This is a genomic window from Pseudomonas sp. BYT-1, assembly GCF_023611805.1.
Taxonomy (GTDB): Bacteria; Pseudomonadota; Gammaproteobacteria; order Pseudomonadales; family Pseudomonadaceae; genus Aquipseudomonas; species Aquipseudomonas guariconensis.
In genome coordinates this window covers 1-16,776 of sequence record NZ_CP072560.1, presented here as the reverse complement: position 1 = coordinate 16,776, position 16,776 = coordinate 1, and the positions used below count along the sequence as shown (strand labels likewise).

At 54.3% G+C, this 16,776-nt stretch carries 12 protein-coding genes and 3 pseudogenes; 10 read left to right on the top strand and 5 right to left on the bottom strand.

The window, feature by feature from the left end; all coding sequences use genetic code 11:
- Positions 1-89: 89 nt before the first annotated feature.
- Both rdgC and J5X93_RS26205 read left to right on the top strand, forming a co-directional pair.
- Complete coding sequence (gene rdgC / locus J5X93_RS26210) at positions 90-1,010, top strand: recombination-associated protein RdgC (RefSeq protein WP_031324887.1); 921 nt, start codon at positions 90-92, stop codon at positions 1,008-1,010.
- A gap of 168 nt (positions 1,011-1,178) precedes the next feature.
- Positions 1,179-2,252: a DNA cytosine methyltransferase gene (locus J5X93_RS26205; protein WP_250035193.1), complete on the top strand. Its 1,074-nt coding sequence runs from the start codon at positions 1,179-1,181 to the stop codon at positions 2,250-2,252.
- Here J5X93_RS26205 and J5X93_RS26200 read toward each other — a convergent pair.
- A complete protein-coding gene (locus J5X93_RS26200; RefSeq protein WP_011920678.1) occupies positions 2,230-3,531 on the bottom strand; it encodes an ISL3-like element IS1411 family transposase in 1,302 nt (433 codons plus the stop codon). The two genes, J5X93_RS26205 and J5X93_RS26200, sit on opposite strands and share 23 nt — an antisense overlap.
- A 106-nt stretch (positions 3,532-3,637) precedes the next feature.
- Here J5X93_RS26200 and J5X93_RS26195 point away from each other — a divergent pair.
- Positions 3,638-3,724 (top strand): annotated as a pseudogene (locus tag J5X93_RS26195) (hypothetical protein); the annotation flags it as partial.
- Positions 3,725-3,737: 13 nt separating this feature from the next.
- Here J5X93_RS26195 and J5X93_RS26190 read toward each other — a convergent pair.
- Complete coding sequence (locus tag J5X93_RS26190; protein WP_011920678.1) at positions 3,738-5,039, bottom strand: ISL3-like element IS1411 family transposase; 1,302 nt, start codon at positions 5,037-5,039, stop codon at positions 3,738-3,740.
- Positions 5,040-5,348: 309 nt separating this feature from the next.
- Between J5X93_RS26190 and J5X93_RS26185 the strand changes: the two genes are divergently transcribed.
- On the top strand, positions 5,349-5,525 hold the full coding sequence (locus J5X93_RS26185; protein WP_220383107.1) for a hypothetical protein: 177 nt from the start codon (positions 5,349-5,351) through the stop codon (positions 5,523-5,525).
- A 324-nt stretch (positions 5,526-5,849) separates the two neighbouring features.
- Positions 5,850-6,668: a hypothetical protein gene (locus J5X93_RS26180; protein WP_100413066.1), complete on the top strand. Its 819-nt coding sequence runs from the start codon at positions 5,850-5,852 to the stop codon at positions 6,666-6,668.
- Positions 6,669-6,698: 30 nt separating this feature from the next.
- Here the strand turns inward: J5X93_RS26180 and J5X93_RS26175 are convergent, their stop codons facing one another.
- Entirely contained in the window at positions 6,699-7,442 is a 744-nt protein-coding gene (locus J5X93_RS26175; protein WP_100413065.1) for an abortive infection family protein, read from the bottom strand.
- Positions 7,443-7,649: 207 nt separating this feature from the next.
- On the opposite strand from J5X93_RS26175, the gene J5X93_RS26170 reads away from it, so the two are divergent.
- The 4 genes and pseudogenes from J5X93_RS26170 to J5X93_RS26155 all read left to right on the top strand — a co-directional run bounded on the left by J5X93_RS26170 (position 7,650) and on the right by J5X93_RS26155 (position 13,014).
- On the top strand, positions 7,650-9,236 hold the full coding sequence (locus J5X93_RS26170) for a site-specific DNA-methyltransferase (RefSeq protein WP_100413064.1): 1,587 nt from the start codon (positions 7,650-7,652) through the stop codon (positions 9,234-9,236).
- 11 nt (positions 9,237-9,247) lie between these two features.
- Entirely contained in the window at positions 9,248-11,881 is a 2,634-nt protein-coding gene (locus tag J5X93_RS26165; RefSeq protein ID WP_100413063.1) for a DEAD/DEAH box helicase, read from the top strand.
- Positions 11,882-11,898: 17 nt separating this feature from the next.
- A pseudogene (locus J5X93_RS26160) lies at positions 11,899-12,111 on the top strand (TIR domain-containing protein); the annotation flags it as partial.
- Between the two features lie 543 nt (positions 12,112-12,654).
- Complete coding sequence (locus J5X93_RS26155; RefSeq protein ID WP_100413061.1) at positions 12,655-13,014, top strand: histone-like nucleoid-structuring protein, MvaT/MvaU family; 360 nt, start codon at positions 12,655-12,657, stop codon at positions 13,012-13,014.
- Between the two features lie 132 nt (positions 13,015-13,146).
- Here J5X93_RS26155 and istB read toward each other — a convergent pair whose 3' ends face one another.
- Both istB and istA read right to left on the bottom strand, forming a co-directional pair.
- A complete protein-coding gene (gene istB / locus J5X93_RS26150; protein ID WP_250034212.1) occupies positions 13,147-13,902 on the bottom strand; it encodes an IS21-like element helper ATPase IstB in 756 nt (251 codons plus the stop codon).
- Positions 13,903-13,919: 17 nt separating this feature from the next.
- On the bottom strand, positions 13,920-15,434 hold the full coding sequence (gene istA, locus J5X93_RS26145) for an IS21 family transposase (protein ID WP_218816148.1): 1,515 nt from the start codon (positions 15,432-15,434) through the stop codon (positions 13,920-13,922).
- 869 nt (positions 15,435-16,303) lie between these two features.
- Here istA and J5X93_RS26140 point away from each other — a divergent pair.
- Positions 16,304-16,546, top strand: a pseudogene (locus J5X93_RS26140) (hypothetical protein); the annotation flags it as partial.
- Positions 16,547-16,776: the final 230 nt, after the last annotated feature.

Genomic DNA, 16,776 nt, shown 5'->3' with positions numbered 1-16,776 from the left:
CGAAGCACGTAGAAGCTTCAACCTCAAGCATCCAAGACAGTGCTCATGAGGGCACTGTCATCACCCAAATCACCTAACAAGGCATGACCATGTGGTTTAAGAACCTGACTGTTTATCGTCTGACTCAAGATATTGAATTTGCGGCGGAGGCGCTGCAGTCCGCCCTAGCGTCGAAGCCCGCCCGTGCGTGCGGTTCGCAAGAGCTGGTCACTTTCGGCTTTGTCGCGCCGCTGGGCAAGGGAGAGGAGGCTCCGCTCGTTCACCAGAGCGGTAATTTCTTCCTGATCAGTGCTCGGAAGGAAGAGCGCATCCTGCCAGCAAGCGTGGTGAATGATGCTGTGAAGGAAAAGGTCGAGGAGATCGAGAAAGAGCAGCAGCGCAAGGTGTACAAGAAAGAGCGCGACCAGATCAAGGACGAGACAATCCAGGCCATGTTGCCGAAGGCGTTTATCCGCCGCGGCGTGATCACGGCAGCCATCGCGCCAAAGCTCGGGCTGATCATCGTCAATAACGCGAGTGCCAAACGAGCCGAGGATCTGCTCTCCACGCTTCGTGAAGTGCTCGGTTCGCTGCCGGTGCGGCCGGTGACGGTCAAGATTGCTCCGACTGCAACCCTCACTGACTGGCTCAAGAACGAGCAAGCGGGCGAGGGCTTCCACGTCCTGGACGAATGTGAACTGCAGGACACCAGTGACGAGGGTGGGTCGGTGCGCTGCAAGCGACAGGATCTCACCAGTGGCGAGATCAAGAATCATCTTGCAACCGGCAAGCTTGTGACCAAGCTGGCGCTGGCCTGGCAGGACAAATTGTCGTTCATGTTGGACGACAAGCTGGTTATCCGGCGCCTCAAATTCGAGGACCTGCTCCAGACCCAGGCTGAGCAGGATGGGGGCGATGACGCCTTAGCGCAGGCAGATGCGACGTTCGCGCTGATGATGATGACCTTGGCCGAGTTTCTCCCGGCGCTTTACCTGGTGCTGGGTGGCGAGGATGTGCCAGCGTCGATCTGAGCCATGCTGGGTACCCAAGCCTCCGCGTTGACGGGGGCTTTTTGTTGCCCGAGAAAAATATCGGTCTCTGTTACGCATTCCAGGAAGTACAGACAACCAGTTTGTCATTTCCCCCAATCGGGCTCAGTCCCCGCCAGGGGAGCTGTGTCGACTACTTGGAGCAGCACAATGACCACCATCATCAACGCAAAAATCGGCGAATCGAAGGGCGTTTCACGTGTCTTTATGGAAGGCCGTCACCTCCTGACAGCCGGTATTCAGATTGGCAAGAAGTACTCGATTAAGTCAGACAAGATTGCACGGCGTCTCGAACTAATTGAGGTTCCAACTGGCTTTGCCGGGAAGTGCATCAGCGTATCTAAGCGTGAGCGTAATGGGGTTGTACATCCAGTAATCGACTTGCGCTCTGAGAAAATCCGTGAAGTCTTTGAAGATGACCATAAGGTCCGAGTCGCGATTCGTCGTGGCCGGATTGTGATTACTGCTTTGCAGATTCAGACAAAGATCCGCGAGCGCCTCAAGCGCATGAAGGAAAAGTTGGAGCGTGGTCAAAAACTCGCCGTAGCATCGCTCTTCCACGGTGGCGGGGTGCTTGACCGAGCTTTGCACTCAGGCATGGTTAAGTCCGGTGTCGGCTCATTTGTGCAGGTTGGCGTTGAGATGGAAAGTGATTATCTCGACTGCTCAATTCGAAACAATGGCGATATTTGGACAGAGGACTCGATCGCTATTCATTCTGATGTTCGGGACGTATATTTGAGTGAAAATACACCTTTGTGCGAGATACTTGTCGGAGGTATCCCTTGCGTAGGAGCGAGCAAGAGCGGCAGGAGTAAAAACAAACTTGCATTTGCAGAGAGTCATAATGACGCCGGCGCACTGTTCGTCGAGTATCTGAACTGGCTGCGTCATGTAAATCCATGTATTGCCATCATTGAAAATGTCGGGGAGTATGCTAACACTGCATCGATGTCGGTTATTCGAAGCGTTTTCACGCATCTGGGCTATGTGGTGCATGAGGCTGTTCTGGACGGCTGGGATTTCGGGACACTCGAACATCGTAAGCGGCTTGTGGTGGTAGCAATTACGCCCGGGATTGGAGATAGTTTCTCATTCGATAATCTCAAGGTTAACAAGGTGCGTGAGTCATGCATCAACGCCATCATTGATCAGGTTCCTCTCAATGACGGATCTTGGAAGGAATACTGGCTCTTCGCATTTAAGGGTGTAGCTGATTTCTAAACCCTCCTGACTTCAGCAAGCACCTGGCTATGTAATTGGTTAAATTTCTAAAGCCCAAGGCGGTACCTCGTAAGTGCTCAAGTCGCCCGTTGATAGCTTCTGTTGGACCGTTGCTGGTTCCTGGCCGGTCGAAGTAGGCAAGGATGCTCTCAGCGTATTTTTTCAGCGTTTCCCCCAAGCCTTTCACCTCGATGAGCGCTTTGGGCAAGTCGCTGGCTGTAATGATATTTATGACCTCTTCCATGAGTTTTTTACCACGTTTTCGATCCGGCTCGTTGTAGGCGCTGACCACCCGTTGGTACATGCTCCAGGTGCAATCCACTTCGAGGTGGTGCTCATCTGCAAACAGCTGGAACAGTTGCTTTTTGTTGGCGTCAGACAGGTAGCTGATCCGAGTCAGTAGCGTTCGACGGCTTTTGTAGAGCGGGTCATTTTTACGCCCTCTGCGGCCCAGGATGTCGTGTTGCACACGCCGGCGGCATTCATCCAGCATGTTGCTTGCCCAGCGCACGACATGGAAAGGATCCAGCACGGTTTGGGCTTGAGGCAGGGCTTCTTGCGCTGCAGATTTAAACCCCGTAAAACCGTCCATGGCAATGCTTTCGATCTGGTCACGCCACGATTTGGGGCGACTCTGTAGCCATTGCTTAAAGGCTTGTTTGGAGCGGCCTTCCAGCACATCGAGCAAGCGGGCCGGCCCGTTTTTGTTACGCACGGGCGTAAGGTCAACCACGATGGTGACGTACTTGTCACCACAGCGTGTATGTCGCCAAACATGCTCATCCACGCCCAGCACGGTCACACCGTCAAAACGTGTCGAGTCATTAAAAAGCAGGCGCCGTCCTTCGTTGATAATGGCATTATTAGCGGTGTGCCATGCAACATCAAGCTGGCTCGCAACACGAGATACCGACAGATGATCCAGCACGATGGCAGCTAATGCCCAGCGTATCGCCCCATATGAAAGCTTTGAACGTGGAGGTGCTGCACTGTTTGTATCTTCATGCCAGAAACAGCCGCAAGCACAACGCCAGCGACGGATACGCAGCAGCAATCTGGTTGGTCGTTGTCCGTAAGGTGTGTGAGCAAGATGCCTATCGACAGTACCGCGTGAAACACCAGCAGCCCCGCACTTGGGGCATGGCTCGGGTGCTTTGGTTAAACGACATTCGATGACGGCGCGCTCTGCACAAAGATGTTGTCCAGTGGCAGTCAGGCCGAGGTTATTCAGTTGGCAAAAGCTGGAAAGATCAGGGCTAGAAAAGGTAAGATTGTTCACGTCGGGGGCTTAGTTTTTGTTGGTGTGAGAGCTTACATTTTCTAAGATCCTCGACTCCTTTTCCAGCCGGTCAGATTTTTTCTACACCCTTAAATGCGAAGAGCCTCTTTTCATCGCTGCCGGTGGTTGCCACGCGGCAACTGCCGTTGTAGCCCTGACTCATGACCCTAGAATTGACGACCTGGCATTAATGGGGCTCTTCGCATTTAAGGGTGTAGCTGATTTCTAAACCCTCCTGACTTCAGCAAGCACCTGGCTATGTAATTGGTTAAATTTCTAAAGCCCAAGGCGGTACCTCGTAAGTGCTCAAGTCGCCCGTTGATAGCTTCTGTTGGACCGTTGCTGGTTCCTGGCCGGTCGAAGTAGGCAAGGATGCTCTCAGCGTATTTTTTCAGCGTTTCCCCCAAGCCTTTCACCTCGATGAGCGCTTTGGGCAAGTCGCTGGCTGTAATGATATTTATGACCTCTTCCATGAGTTTTTTACCACGTTTTCGATCCGGCTCGTTGTAGGCGCTGACCACCCGTTGGTACATGCTCCAGGTGCAATCCACTTCGAGGTGGTGCTCATCTGCAAACAGCTGGAACAGTTGCTTTTTGTTGGCGTCAGACAGGTAGCTGATCCGAGTCAGTAGCGTTCGACGGCTTTTGTAGAGCGGGTCATTTTTACGCCCTCTGCGGCCCAGGATGTCGTGTTGCACACGCCGGCGGCATTCATCCAGCATGTTGCTTGCCCAGCGCACGACATGGAAAGGATCCAGCACGGTTTGGGCTTGAGGCAGGGCTTCTTGCGCTGCAGATTTAAACCCCGTAAAACCGTCCATGGCAATGCTTTCGATCTGGTCACGCCACGATTTGGGGCGACTCTGTAGCCATTGCTTAAAGGCTTGTTTGGAGCGGCCTTCCAGCACATCGAGCAAGCGGGCCGGCCCGTTTTTGTTACGCACGGGCGTAAGGTCAACCACGATGGTGACGTACTTGTCACCACAGCGTGTATGTCGCCAAACATGCTCATCCACGCCCAGCACGGTCACACCGTCAAAACGTGTCGAGTCATTAAAAAGCAGGCGCCGTCCTTCGTTGATAATGGCATTATTAGCGGTGTGCCATGCAACATCAAGCTGGCTCGCAACACGAGATACCGACAGATGATCCAGCACGATGGCAGCTAATGCCCAGCGTATCGCCCCATATGAAAGCTTTGAACGTGGAGGTGCTGCACTGTTTGTATCTTCATGCCAGAAACAGCCGCAAGCACAACGCCAGCGACGGATACGCAGCAGCAATCTGGTTGGTCGTTGTCCGTAAGGTGTGTGAGCAAGATGCCTATCGACAGTACCGCGTGAAACACCAGCAGCCCCGCACTTGGGGCATGGCTCGGGTGCTTTGGTTAAACGACATTCGATGACGGCGCGCTCTGCACAAAGATGTTGTCCAGTGGCAGTCAGGCCGAGGTTATTCAGTTGGCAAAAGCTGGAAAGATCAGGGCTAGAAAAGGTAAGATTGTTCACGTCGGGGGCTTAGTTTTTGTTGGTGTGAGAGCTTACATTTTCTAAGATCCTCGACTCCTTTTCCAGCCGGTCAGATTTTTTCTACACCCTTAAATGCGAAGAGCCGGAATACTCATACCTTGCGGAGAAAGAAGTTAGAGACCTGGCTGCAGGGAAAGGGTTCGCCCGCCAGCTTTTAACTGGTGAAGAAGATGGTTGCGGGACATTGGGGTGCCATTATGGTGTCAAACGACTTGTTGCAATTGGCTGCGACACGCGTTTTAGGCGTCTTGGCGGCGGTTCTCTGGAGAGATGGATGTTAAATTTTCGATGTTGCAGATCCATCCCGCTGCCTTCAGGCGCGTCATCACTCTGCTGCTACTGAAGCTGAGCGACCATCAATTCGAGGCCCTGAACGAAACAGGTCAAAGGTGGCTTTGGTATCTCACCGAAGTAGATCTGCTGGACGAGATCATCACAAAAACGAATGAACAGTCGATCCGCTGAGTCGTGTTGACGATGTCAGGCTCATCTGTATATGGACGGTCTGTGACCCCTCACGGGCTAAATGGGGTCGATAGGTCCGAAAGGCTCAAGCTGATCAGAGCGTTGTAAACCTCTTTTTTCACTGTAAACCACTGTGGTTTACAGTGAAAAAAAGAGGTTTACATGAGCGGGACACGATCCATTCCGGGCGAAGAAAATGCTGGGCTGGCCGCATGTAGTTAGTGAGACGTTCCAGCGTGTGCTGCTCAGCTCGCCCATTACCAAATGCCACGCTCCAGCGCTCAGATTCTACGCCTGAAGACTCCTAGTAGGTAGAATGCCATCATGTATATCGGCTACGAGCGAAAGGACTTCAAGGTGCAGAAGAAAGGATCGAATTGGAAATTTTTTGTGGGTGCTGCTGCTGGAGCATTCGTGGCGTATAGGTCTTTGACGAATTCAAAATCGTCGGTGGGGCTTGTGAAGCCAGCAGTTGAAACCCCAGTCCTGCCTGAGATTTTGGGTAATCCAAAGCAAGCAAAGGAAACCGCTGTAGGCTTAACCCCTAACGCGTCAAAAATCCCTGAAAATAAAGTTGAGTATTATTTTGGGCATTTGCCAGTCCAGAATTTCGTTACTGCCCTAATAGTTGCTGTGATTTTTGAATGGCTTGGCTTGGGTATGACGCTGAGTTTTCTCAACGATAACGCTTCTATCGACAACGTTTTTGTTGGTGGTGCCGTAATTTCATGGTCCTTAATAATCTATGCGTTCAGTCTTCTTTTTAGTAGGTCTTTGTCCTGCGTGCGCCTGTTTCAAAGCATGTTGACAACGAATATCAAATTCTTCTTTGATGTTGCACTGTTTGCTTCGGCTTTTTTGGTTGTTAAGCTGCTGGCAGAGAAAAACTTTTCCTGTAACTCCACGATGTCTTTCGCATTTCTTTTGTTGTCAATTGTCGGCATGAATCATGTTTTTTTGATGCTTCAAGGAAAGGCTCTTTCAACGGTAGCTGCTGCCAATTGGCTCGACAAAGAAAATCCATTCTTCAAAAAAATCAATGTCAAATTCACTGCTCTATTAATCCTAGCTTTGATTGGTATCCTCGCAGTCATTTTTTATGCCGTTTTTTCTTTTGTACGTGCGCCGTTTACCTTCTGCTAAAAAAGTCAGAACGGTTCATCAGTTCTGGGATCAGACAGGTTTGGTCGATTTCGCTTCCCAAGTGCCGAGCAGGTAAAGAGCAAGCGAGCCAGCCAGATTCACAGCCAGTTCTGCATGCCGTGGAGCAGGTTTTACACCTGCCCTCCCTGTGCCGTGGGAATCGCTTAGACGGTTCCTCAATGCCCCCAGTCCTTCAACCACTGACGTGCAGCCGCCAAGGATCTGCTTGAAAACCTTCTCTGTGTGTTGAGAGGGTGCAAGGTTGAGCAATTCAGCCGTCTGGCGGTAAAGCTTGTTGAGGTCTGGGCTATCGTCGTACTCAACCCCAGCTTCTTCTAGGATGTGCTTGCAGACGGATTCCAGAAGGGTACGCGCCATAGTGATTGCGCCTTCTGGGTCCGTGGTGCGTCGCTCCAAGGATTTCGTCCAAGCAATTCTCACATGCTCGGAATCAAACCGCTCGATTGCACCAGTCACTACCTGATCCGCTGGTGATGAACCACCTTTCTCTACATAGTCCAGCAGTGGACGGAATTCGTCCCATAGGTAAGTCCGGCGTTCGGCATAGGTGGCGTACTTGTTCTTGATGAACTGCCAGAACTGACTGAGGCTGCGGCATGTGTTCACGCACCGTGGGACCATCGTGGCAAGCGTGGGATCGTCGAGGATGGTGCGTCTTAGCATCAGGTACGCCGTGTCGTCTTCACTACCGCCCGTAGCCTGCGAGACCAGCATGTGCTGTAGAGCTTCTGCTTCTTCTGCCAGTGGATGCATAAAAATGCCCTAAATCGTTGGGTATGTCATATGGCCATCTTAAGGCGTGAACCCTACGGTTCCAAGCGCGTCGCGTACCATGTGAGGCTTGTTGGCGATGCCTATGAAGCCAGTCCCCGCTTGCCTTGGCGGGGATCATGGTGTCAAATCACCGGCTGCCTTGGGAGGCAGGTTTTTGCTTCATTTTTCGAGGACAAGGCTAGCACCATGCCTACATTGCACTGGGTGGGGAAGGATCAAGTCCGAAACCATCATCGGGATGTAACCTATCGCGTTCTGCGCGAGCAATTCACTTTTTCTGCTCAACAGAGCCTGCCGAAGAACAGTTTCGATAACAAGATTATCCACGGCGATAATCTGGAAGCTCTCAAAAGCCTGCTGCCTGAATATGAGGGGAAAGTGAAATGTGTTTACATCGATCCGCCCTATAACACCGGCAATGAAAACTGGGTCTACAACGACAACGTTAATGACCCACGAATTATGAAATGGCTTGGAAAAGTAGTCGGTAAAGAAAACGAGGATATGAGCCGGCAAGACAAATGGCTCTGCATGATGTATCCACGTCTAAAGCTTCTGCATCGACTGCTTTCCGACGACGGGTCTATTTGGGTTTCGATTGATGACAACGCGGTTGGTATTCTTCGTCCGGTTCTGGATGAGATATTCGGCGTTGGAAATTTCGTGACCTGCGTGATTTGGGAAAAAGCGGATTCGCCTCGGAATTCTGCAAGCCAATTCTCTACAGACCATGACTACATTCTGGTCTACTCGAAACGTCCCAATTGGGTTCCTGCTCGGCTGGCTCGTACTGCTGAATCGGATTCCATTTATGACAATCCAGATGACGACCCCAACGGTCCTTGGATTGCGGGTGATCCTTTTGCCAACAAGCCCTATTCCAAGGGACTGTTCACCATCACAGGTCCAACTGGACGTGATTTCTCTCCGCCTCCGGGGCGCTTCTGGCGTGTCTCTGAGGAAAAGCTGCGTGCTCTCGACGCAGAGGGTCGTGTCTGGTGGGGTCCAACCGGCGATGCCCGTCCCAGCATCAAGCGGTATCTCAACGAGGTGGGTGACTTGGTGCCCCGCACGTTGTGGAAAAAGGACGTGGGCAGCAATCGTAGCTCCAAGAACGAAATGCGGGCTATTTTCTCCGGCTCTTCGTCTTTCGATACGCCAAAGCCTAGTAGCCTAATTGGTCGAATTTTGGACATCGCTGCTGATAGAGATTCCATCATCCTCGATTCCTATGCCGGGTCTGGTACGACCGGACACGCCGTTTTGAAGGCGAACGCCCAGGATGAAGGCACTCGACGTTTCATCCTGATTGAGATGATGGATTACGCCGAATCGCTCACCGCCGAACGCATCAAGCGGGTTGCCAATGGCTACGGCGAAGAGAGCAAGGCAGTGGCGGGGCTGGGTGGTGGTTTCACCTATTACGCATTGGGCGAGCCACTGTTTGTGGAATACGGCAACCTGAACCCTGCTGCCGGAATCGACGCGATCCGTAATTATGTCGCATGGCAGGAAGGGATCGTTGAAGGCACTGGTTCGTCATCTGCTGAAAGCCAGCACCGTTACTGGCTTGGCGAAGCAAATGGTCTGCGAGTCTTCTTCGCCTATGAAGAACATTCCGTAACCACGCTCGACCTTGAGCTTCTGGCTGAACTGGTGAAGGTCGCTGGACCTGTACTGGTTTACGCTGACCAGTTGGCTCTTGGTGAGGACTTCATGCGTCGGCACGGCATTGGCTTCAAGAAAATCCCACGCGACATTGCTCGACTCTGAGGATCTAGAAAATGCAATTGAACACCTATCAGAGTCAGGTCATTGAGGATCTTGAGCTGTTCCTTCGTCGCTGGACCGCTTGTGATGACCCTCAGTTAGCTTATCGCGCTCACTGGGATGCACTGGGCGCGACAAAGATGCCCGGTTATCAGCCAGCTCCGCATGGCGCTCCACAAGTGTGTGCGAAGGTGCCGACTGCCGGTGGTAAAACCTTCATCGGACTCCATGCCGTTTCGAGCATTTTCAGTGCGCTGCAGAAGCGTCAAGGCGATGCTCGTTTGTGCTTGTGGCTTGTTCCGTCGCTGTCCATTCTAGATCAGGTTCTGAGGGCGCTGCGTAATCCAACACATCCTTACCGGCAGGCTTTGAACCGTTTGTTCGAAGGTCGTGTGAGCATCATGGATAAGCGCGATTTGCTGTCCGGTTTCCTTTCTCGGGATGAGGTGGAAGACGGTCTTGTCGTTGCTGTGCTGACCTATGACAGCTTGAAAGCGCGCAACAAGGATGATCGCAAGCTTTACCAAGAGAATAGTGCGCTGGATGACTTGGCGTCCACGGCTGTGGCGGTAGGTGAGGGCGTTGACCCTTACTCTCTGGTCGCCTCGATGGCTGGTTTGAAACCAGTCATCATCGTTGATGAAAGCCACAACGTGACCAGTAGCCTGTCCCAAGACATGCTTCGCAACCTCAGTCCAAGCTTTGTGTTTGAGTTGACCGCCACACCGCGAACTGGGGCGAATATCATCAGCTTTGTAGATGCTCTGGTGATGCGTGACCAACACATGGTCAAACTTCCAGTCATCGTGAGAAACCTCCCAAGCCGAACTTCTGTCATTGCTCATGCCATTGATTTGAGGGCGCGTCTCGAGTCTGAGGCGAAAGCAGAAGAGCAGACTGGTGGTGCATACATCCGACCTATCGTATTGCTGCAGGCTGAAAGCAAAACCAAGGCAGATGCAAAAACCTTCGAGCTGGTGAAGGCTGAGCTGCTAGAGCATGGGATTGCCGAAGATTGGATCAAGATCAAGACTGCGGACAAAGATGAGCTGAGCGGTTTGGACCTCATGTCTACGTCCTGCCCGGTTCGATTCATCATTACCGTGAACGCCTTGAAGGAAGGGTGGGACTGCCCGTTTGCCTACATTCTCGCGACCTTGGCTGATAGGTCATCTGCGGTGGATGTGGAGCAGATTCTTGGTCGAATTTTGCGACAGCCATACGTTCGCGCTCATGGTCATGAACCACTGAACATGAGCTATGTGCTGACGGCTTCCAGCGTCTTCAGTCAGACGTTGGAAAGGATCGTTGTCGGTCTGAACAGAGCTGGTTTCAGCCGTGCAGATTTCAGGACTCCTGATCTCGTTTCGAGCGATTCCAAGTCTGATAGCCAGACCACAAAAGCAGTCACGCCTGAGCCAACAAAACCTCAACCGGGGCTGTTCGTCACGAATACTTCTGCGGGTGATCCAGAACCTTTCGAGTTGGCATCGAGCGGCGGCAGTGAACTGGGTAGTGGTAGTGAGACGACCAGCGACGACTTCCTTGAATCGACATTGGAGGCTGCGCGCCAAGCCAATGCAGAGCTGGTAGCTGCTGCGGCTACCAACGGCGGAAAGCACATCCCCAATGACGTGAGAGGTGCAATGGAACTGTTCTCCCTCCGACCTGAATTCGTTGACGAGATCAAGGAACTCAAGCTACCCCAGTTCTACCGGAAAGCGCCCGCTGGGTTGATTTTTGCTGACGAAGACGGCGGCGTGCTTCTCGACAAATCTCAGTTGCTCGACCAAGAGTTTCGTCTAGCAGATTGCGACGTGAACGACTTTACCGTTGCTCCTGTGAGCGGCGATTTGGTGAAGCTCGATCTGCTTCGTGTGGGTAGCGCGCAGGGTGACTACGAGCCTACGAAAATTCAGTTGAAGGACAACGAGATTCGCAAGCTGAAGGACTACCTGTCCAGCTTGGATTCCGAGGGTAAGCGGCGTCAGCTTACAGGATTGGTGGGTAACTGGCTGGGCAAGATGCCGCCTTTGGCTGAGGCTGATTTGCAGGCATACATCCGCAAGATTCTGGCAAGGTTGAGTGCTGGTCAGTTGGATGAGGTGCTTGAACAGCAACATGCCTATGTTGAGAGCATCAAGCAGCGCGTTCGAAGCGAAATGCTGGGCTTCTCGCGCAGGCGCTTCAAGCAGTGGATCGACCTGAACAAGGTGGACACACGACCCTCCTACCAACTACCAATGGAGATTGCTCCAAGGCAGAAAGCCCCTCTCGCGGCAGAGAATTCTTTGTACGTTCGTGAAGAGAAGGGCAATGGTCTCGAAGAGCGCATGTCCGAATTCCTGTCGGACTGTGAAAACGTCCGGTGGTGGCATAGGAACTCAAGCAGTCGTGGGTTCGCCCTGAACGGTCCGATCAACCACTACCCTGATTTCGTCCTGAAATTGCGCTCAGGTCTCATCATACTGTTGGAGACAAAGGGCAGTGACCGGGATAACTCGGACTCCAGTGCGAAAATCGAGCTTGGGAAGTATTGGGAAAGGTGTGCAGGTCGGGATTACCGCTACCTGATGGTCTTCGAGCATAGCCCCTTGGAAGGTGCGTATTCCTGGGCAGATGCCTGTGAATTGCTGAAAAACCTATAGCCATCAAAGCACTTGAGAAGAAAAACGTCCTGTTGAAATTTGGCTATTTCCTCGGCTACCTGGGGCGCGAACGAGTGTGTGCACTGAAGCGTGGCCAGGTTGAGATTCCCAGCGACTTTGCTGGCGTAGTGTGGACGTCGATGAACGACGACGGTTGGAACCAAGCCTTGAGCCGTGAGCTTCAAGACGGCGGCTACGAAATTGACTGGAACAAGGTGATGCGCGGCTAGCAGGGTTTTGCCTATGTCATTGCCAATAGTCGATGGCACAGGCCGTTGCTCTGAGACTTTGTTGGCCATGGCCTCCGCTCGGAGACACTTGATAGCCCGCCTCACATGGTGGGCTTTTCTATTTTTACTGAAATGCTAAGTGAACAGTACCCAGCTTACCGTTCACGGGGGCGCCATTGTGAATGGTGGGTACCGCCTCATGAAAACGTACACGATGCGTGATCATCACATGTCAGGATAATTGGCTTCCTCTCAACTGTGAACACGCCCGGCGTGTAATCCAGTTTCTCGCTGACGTCTTCGCCCCGTTGAACCATCCATACCAAATGCTGCATGCCGGTAGTACGTATGGGTGAGAAGCAAAAAACTGATTGAATACCTAATGGGTGAGGCTATGCAGAGCGACGACTCAGGCGCCATCACCTTTTTATCCACGGCGATCGCTCAGCCTCGCGATAGCCGATTGAGGCAAGTGGGATCAAGATAGTTAGCAAGCTCTCTTTCGTGATTGCTAAAATAGCCGAACCCATTTTGGACAATCCTATGTCCCGTCTCGCTGAATTTCGCCTGCTCGAACAACAACTCACTGCCCAACTTGCCGCGTTGGAAGCCCTGAAAAATGACTCATCCCTGAAGCAGGAAATGGAATTCGAAACGAAGCTTCGCTCCCTACTAAACGAGTATGGCTACGGCTTGCGCCAAGTGGTGCTGATCCTTGATCCGCAAGCGGTGGCTTCCGCTTCGATTACCCCGAAGGCTCTTCGGAAAGCACGTGCGGTGAAGGTCTACAAGAATCCACACAGCGGTGAGATCGTTGAAACCAAAGGTGGTAATCAGCGCACACTCAAGGCCTGGAAGAACGAGTATGGTGCCGACGTGGTCGAGTCCTGGCTCGCTAGCTAATAGGTGCGGATTCCACGCCATCCGGCCACCCAGTCCACTCTCATCTGGCCAGGCATTCCACGGCCATCTGGCCACCTGTTCCACGGCCATCCGGCCGGGCAGTCGGAGCGCAGCGACGCAGGGGTTGCATTGTTAGTCTGAGGCGCTCGGTGTCGTCAATTTCTTCGTCTGTTTGCGCATCGATTCCCCCTTCAGATTGATCCGATAAGCGTTGTGCACCAGGCGGTCGAGGATGGCATCGGCCAGGGTCGGATCGCCGATCAGTTCGTGCCAGTTGTCCACCGGCATCTGGCTGGTGACCAGGGTCGAGCGCTGGCCGTAGCGATCATCCAGTAGCTCCAGCATGTCGCGACGCTGTTCGGCGGTGAACGGGGCCAGACCCCAGTCATCGAGGATCAGCAGGTCGGTCTTGGCGTAGCTGCTCATCAGCTTGGCGAAGCGCCCGTCGCCGTGAGCCAGGCCCAACTCCTCCAGTAGGCGCGGCAAGCGCAGGTAACGCACGCTGTAGCCCTCTCGGCAGGCCTGGTGGGCCAGGGCGCAGGCCAGCCAGGTTTTGCCCACGCCGGTGGGGCCGCCGATAATCAGGTTGAGGCCGTCGCGTAGCCACTGGCCGCCGCTCAGTTGCAGGATCAGCGCCTTATCCAGCCCGCGCGGGCTGCGGTAGTCGATGTCTTCGAGGCAGGCGTTGTGCTTGAGCCGGGCCTGGCGCAGGCGGCTGCTCAGGCGCTTGTCGTCGCGTTCAGTCAGCTCGCGGTCGACCAGCAGGCCGAGGCGTTCCTCGAAGCTCAGGCTGTCGATGTCCGGGGTTTTCAGTTGTTCGTTCAGCGCCTTGAGCATGCCGTGCAGGCGCAGGGTTTGCAGCTTGTCCAGGGTCGGATGGGGCAGCATGGTGAGTTTCCTTGGGTTCAGTGGTAGTAGCCGGGGCCGCGCAGGTTGGCGTGGTCGTCCGGCAGCAGGGGCAGGTTGGCTTGAGCCAACGGCAGGCTTTCCAAACCCTGGCGCAGGATCGATTCGAGGCTCTTGTAGCTGCACGCACCGAGGCTGAGGGCGCGACGGCAGGCCAGCTCCAGACGCACTTCGCCATGGGTCTTGCCCAGGCGCAGGATGCCCAGGCAGGCCCGGTAGCCGTGAGTCGGGTGGATGCGCCGTTCGAGGATGTGGCCGATCACGCCGGCGGTGTTCGGTCCGGTCTGCTCGGCCCAGCGGATCAGCCGTTGCGGCGTCCACTCGGCGTGCTCGCGATGGCTCTTGGGCATGTGCTCGGCCTGTGTGCTGTGCCGGCCCTTGTGCGCTGAGCGCAGGTGGCTGGCCACCCGCTGATTGGCGTGGAAGCACTCCACCGTGCGCGCTGTCAGGCGTACTTCCAGTTGTTTCTTCACCAGTTGGTACGGCACCGAGTAGTAGTGCCCATCGACCTCGACGTGGTAGTCGATGTGCACCCGCGCCTTCTTCCACTCGGCATGGACGTAGGGCTGCTCCGGCAGTGGGCGCAGCGCTGGACGATCCAGGGCTTCGAAGGCCGAGTGCCGGGAGCCCGGCAGCTTGCGAAACGGTCGTCGGTTGAGCCGCTCCAGCAACCCGGCGATAGCGCTGTTGAGTTCATCCAGGGAGAAGAACTGGCGGTTCCTCAGCGCGGCGAGGATCCAGCGCTCGACCACCTGCACGCCGACTTCGGCCTTGGCCTTGTCGCGCGGTTTGCGTGCCCGCGCCGGCACCACCGCCACGCCATAGTGCTCGGCCAGATCGCGGTAGCTGGGGTTGATGTCCGGCTCGTAGCGATGGCTCTTACTCACCGCGCTTCGCAGGTTGTCCGGCACCACGATCTCCGGCACGCCGCCGAGGAAGGCGAAGCAGCGGGCATGGGAGCCCAGCCAGTCAGGTAACTGCTGCGACCAGGTGGCTTCGGCGAAGGTGTAGCTGGATGCGCCGAGCACCGCGACGAACACCTGCGCCTGGCGGATCTCGCCGCTGTGGCGGTCGATCACCGGCACCGTCTGCCCGGCGTAGTCGACGAACAACTTCTCGCCGACGCGATGCTCCTGACGCATCACCACGTCCAGCCTGCCCTGCCAGGCCCGGTAGTGCTCGCAGAACCAGCTGTACTGAAAGCCTTTCGGCTGGCTGAGGCGATACTCCTGCCAGAGCAGCGCCAAGGTCACGCCGGGGCGACGCAGCTCGGCGTGCACCCAAGACCAATCAGGCAGTGGCCGCTGCTCACTGGGCACCGCCGGCGATGGCGGGAACAGCTGCTGCTCCAACTCCGCATCGGACAACGAACAGGGCCAACTGAGGCCGCTGGCGGCAAAGCGACAGAGGTAATCGCCGACGGTGACACGACCGACCTGCACACTGACTGCAATCTGGCGAGCCGATAGCCCGACCTCGAACTTGAGACGAAGTACTTCGCGAATCTTACGCATGGATAAACGCTCCACGACGACCTCTCTGCTTCGAAAAAGAGGTCGATGGTAGTGAAGAAATCCTGCGTTACTGCCTGCCCGGTTGAGTGGCCGGATGGCCGTGGAATCAGTGGTCGGATACGCGTGGAATGGGTGGCCGGATCACCATGGAATCGGTGGTCAGATGCTCATGGAATGGGTGGCCAGATGACCGTGGAATCCGCACTAATAGGGGTCGAGTGCTTCTGGCACGAGATAAAAAGTGATGCGCCAGAATGACAATTCCCATTTTGGGGCGTGACGAAATTTTTTTGGGGTGGTGGTGACACACTGTTTATGCGCATTAAATAGAGGTCCACTTCAAAAAATGGACGCTCCAAAATGCGTAACGCTCTCATCGCGATATCTGTGAACACCATCGCAAGCCTCCTGACCGCCCTGGTGCTTCACTGGCTCACTCCTCCCCCTCCCGACGCAACCATCCAGCCAATCGCGGCCTCAAGCGCAGTATTGAGAAGCGCAACGTAGCTTCGAAATCCGGACTGCCGCTGGGAGCCGGCCCAACTGATCAGATCCAGTTTTGATCTCGGTCGAGTGTCATCGGTGGCTCACGGTTGGAAATGTCGGACAAGCTTTACCAACCAATTGATCCTTCCCGAACCAGATGGGAATGTCGCTCCAAAAATAGTCCCCACGCCTCGGGCAGGTCTTAGACCGGTACTGCGCACCAGGGGGCTAGTTGTTTCTGGGGGCACCCAGCTCGATCTGAGTATGTTTTAGCTGGGCCTCGAACGGGCGGATGACCGCCACAAGGATCAGTTAGGCCTTACTGCTGCCTACTCTCACTCGTTACCATCCAGAATCCCTCTATTAAAACGGTTTCAGCAAAAATGGATCTTTATAAGCTTCGCATTGAAGACACAGAAAGCAAAATCATCAACAAGGATCGCTTCGAGCAAGATACCCTCCGCAGAGAGCCGTGGTACCAGCCCGGCAGTGCAGACAAGCTAACTCAGTTTGCTGTGTGCCCAGCATGCGACAACCCCATCCAGCTCGTTGGCCTTTATGAGCTACCGTCCAACGTGAAAAACTCATTCGGAAAGCATGCAACGAAGACCATTCTCGGTATCGCTGCGAAATTGCACTCCACTTGACCACATGATTGCATCGGTCCTGACCACTCGTTTGCATTGCACTTGACCTGGCGTTTGCATTCGATCTGACCACTGATTGCATCGGATTTGACCAGCACGTCTCATAACCATGATCGGCAGAGAGCTGCGCATTGCTACCGGTGGCGACAGGCAAAAACCGGGCAGAAACGGACGCTGGCAGTGCTAATGGATAAACCGGCTCTTCGCAT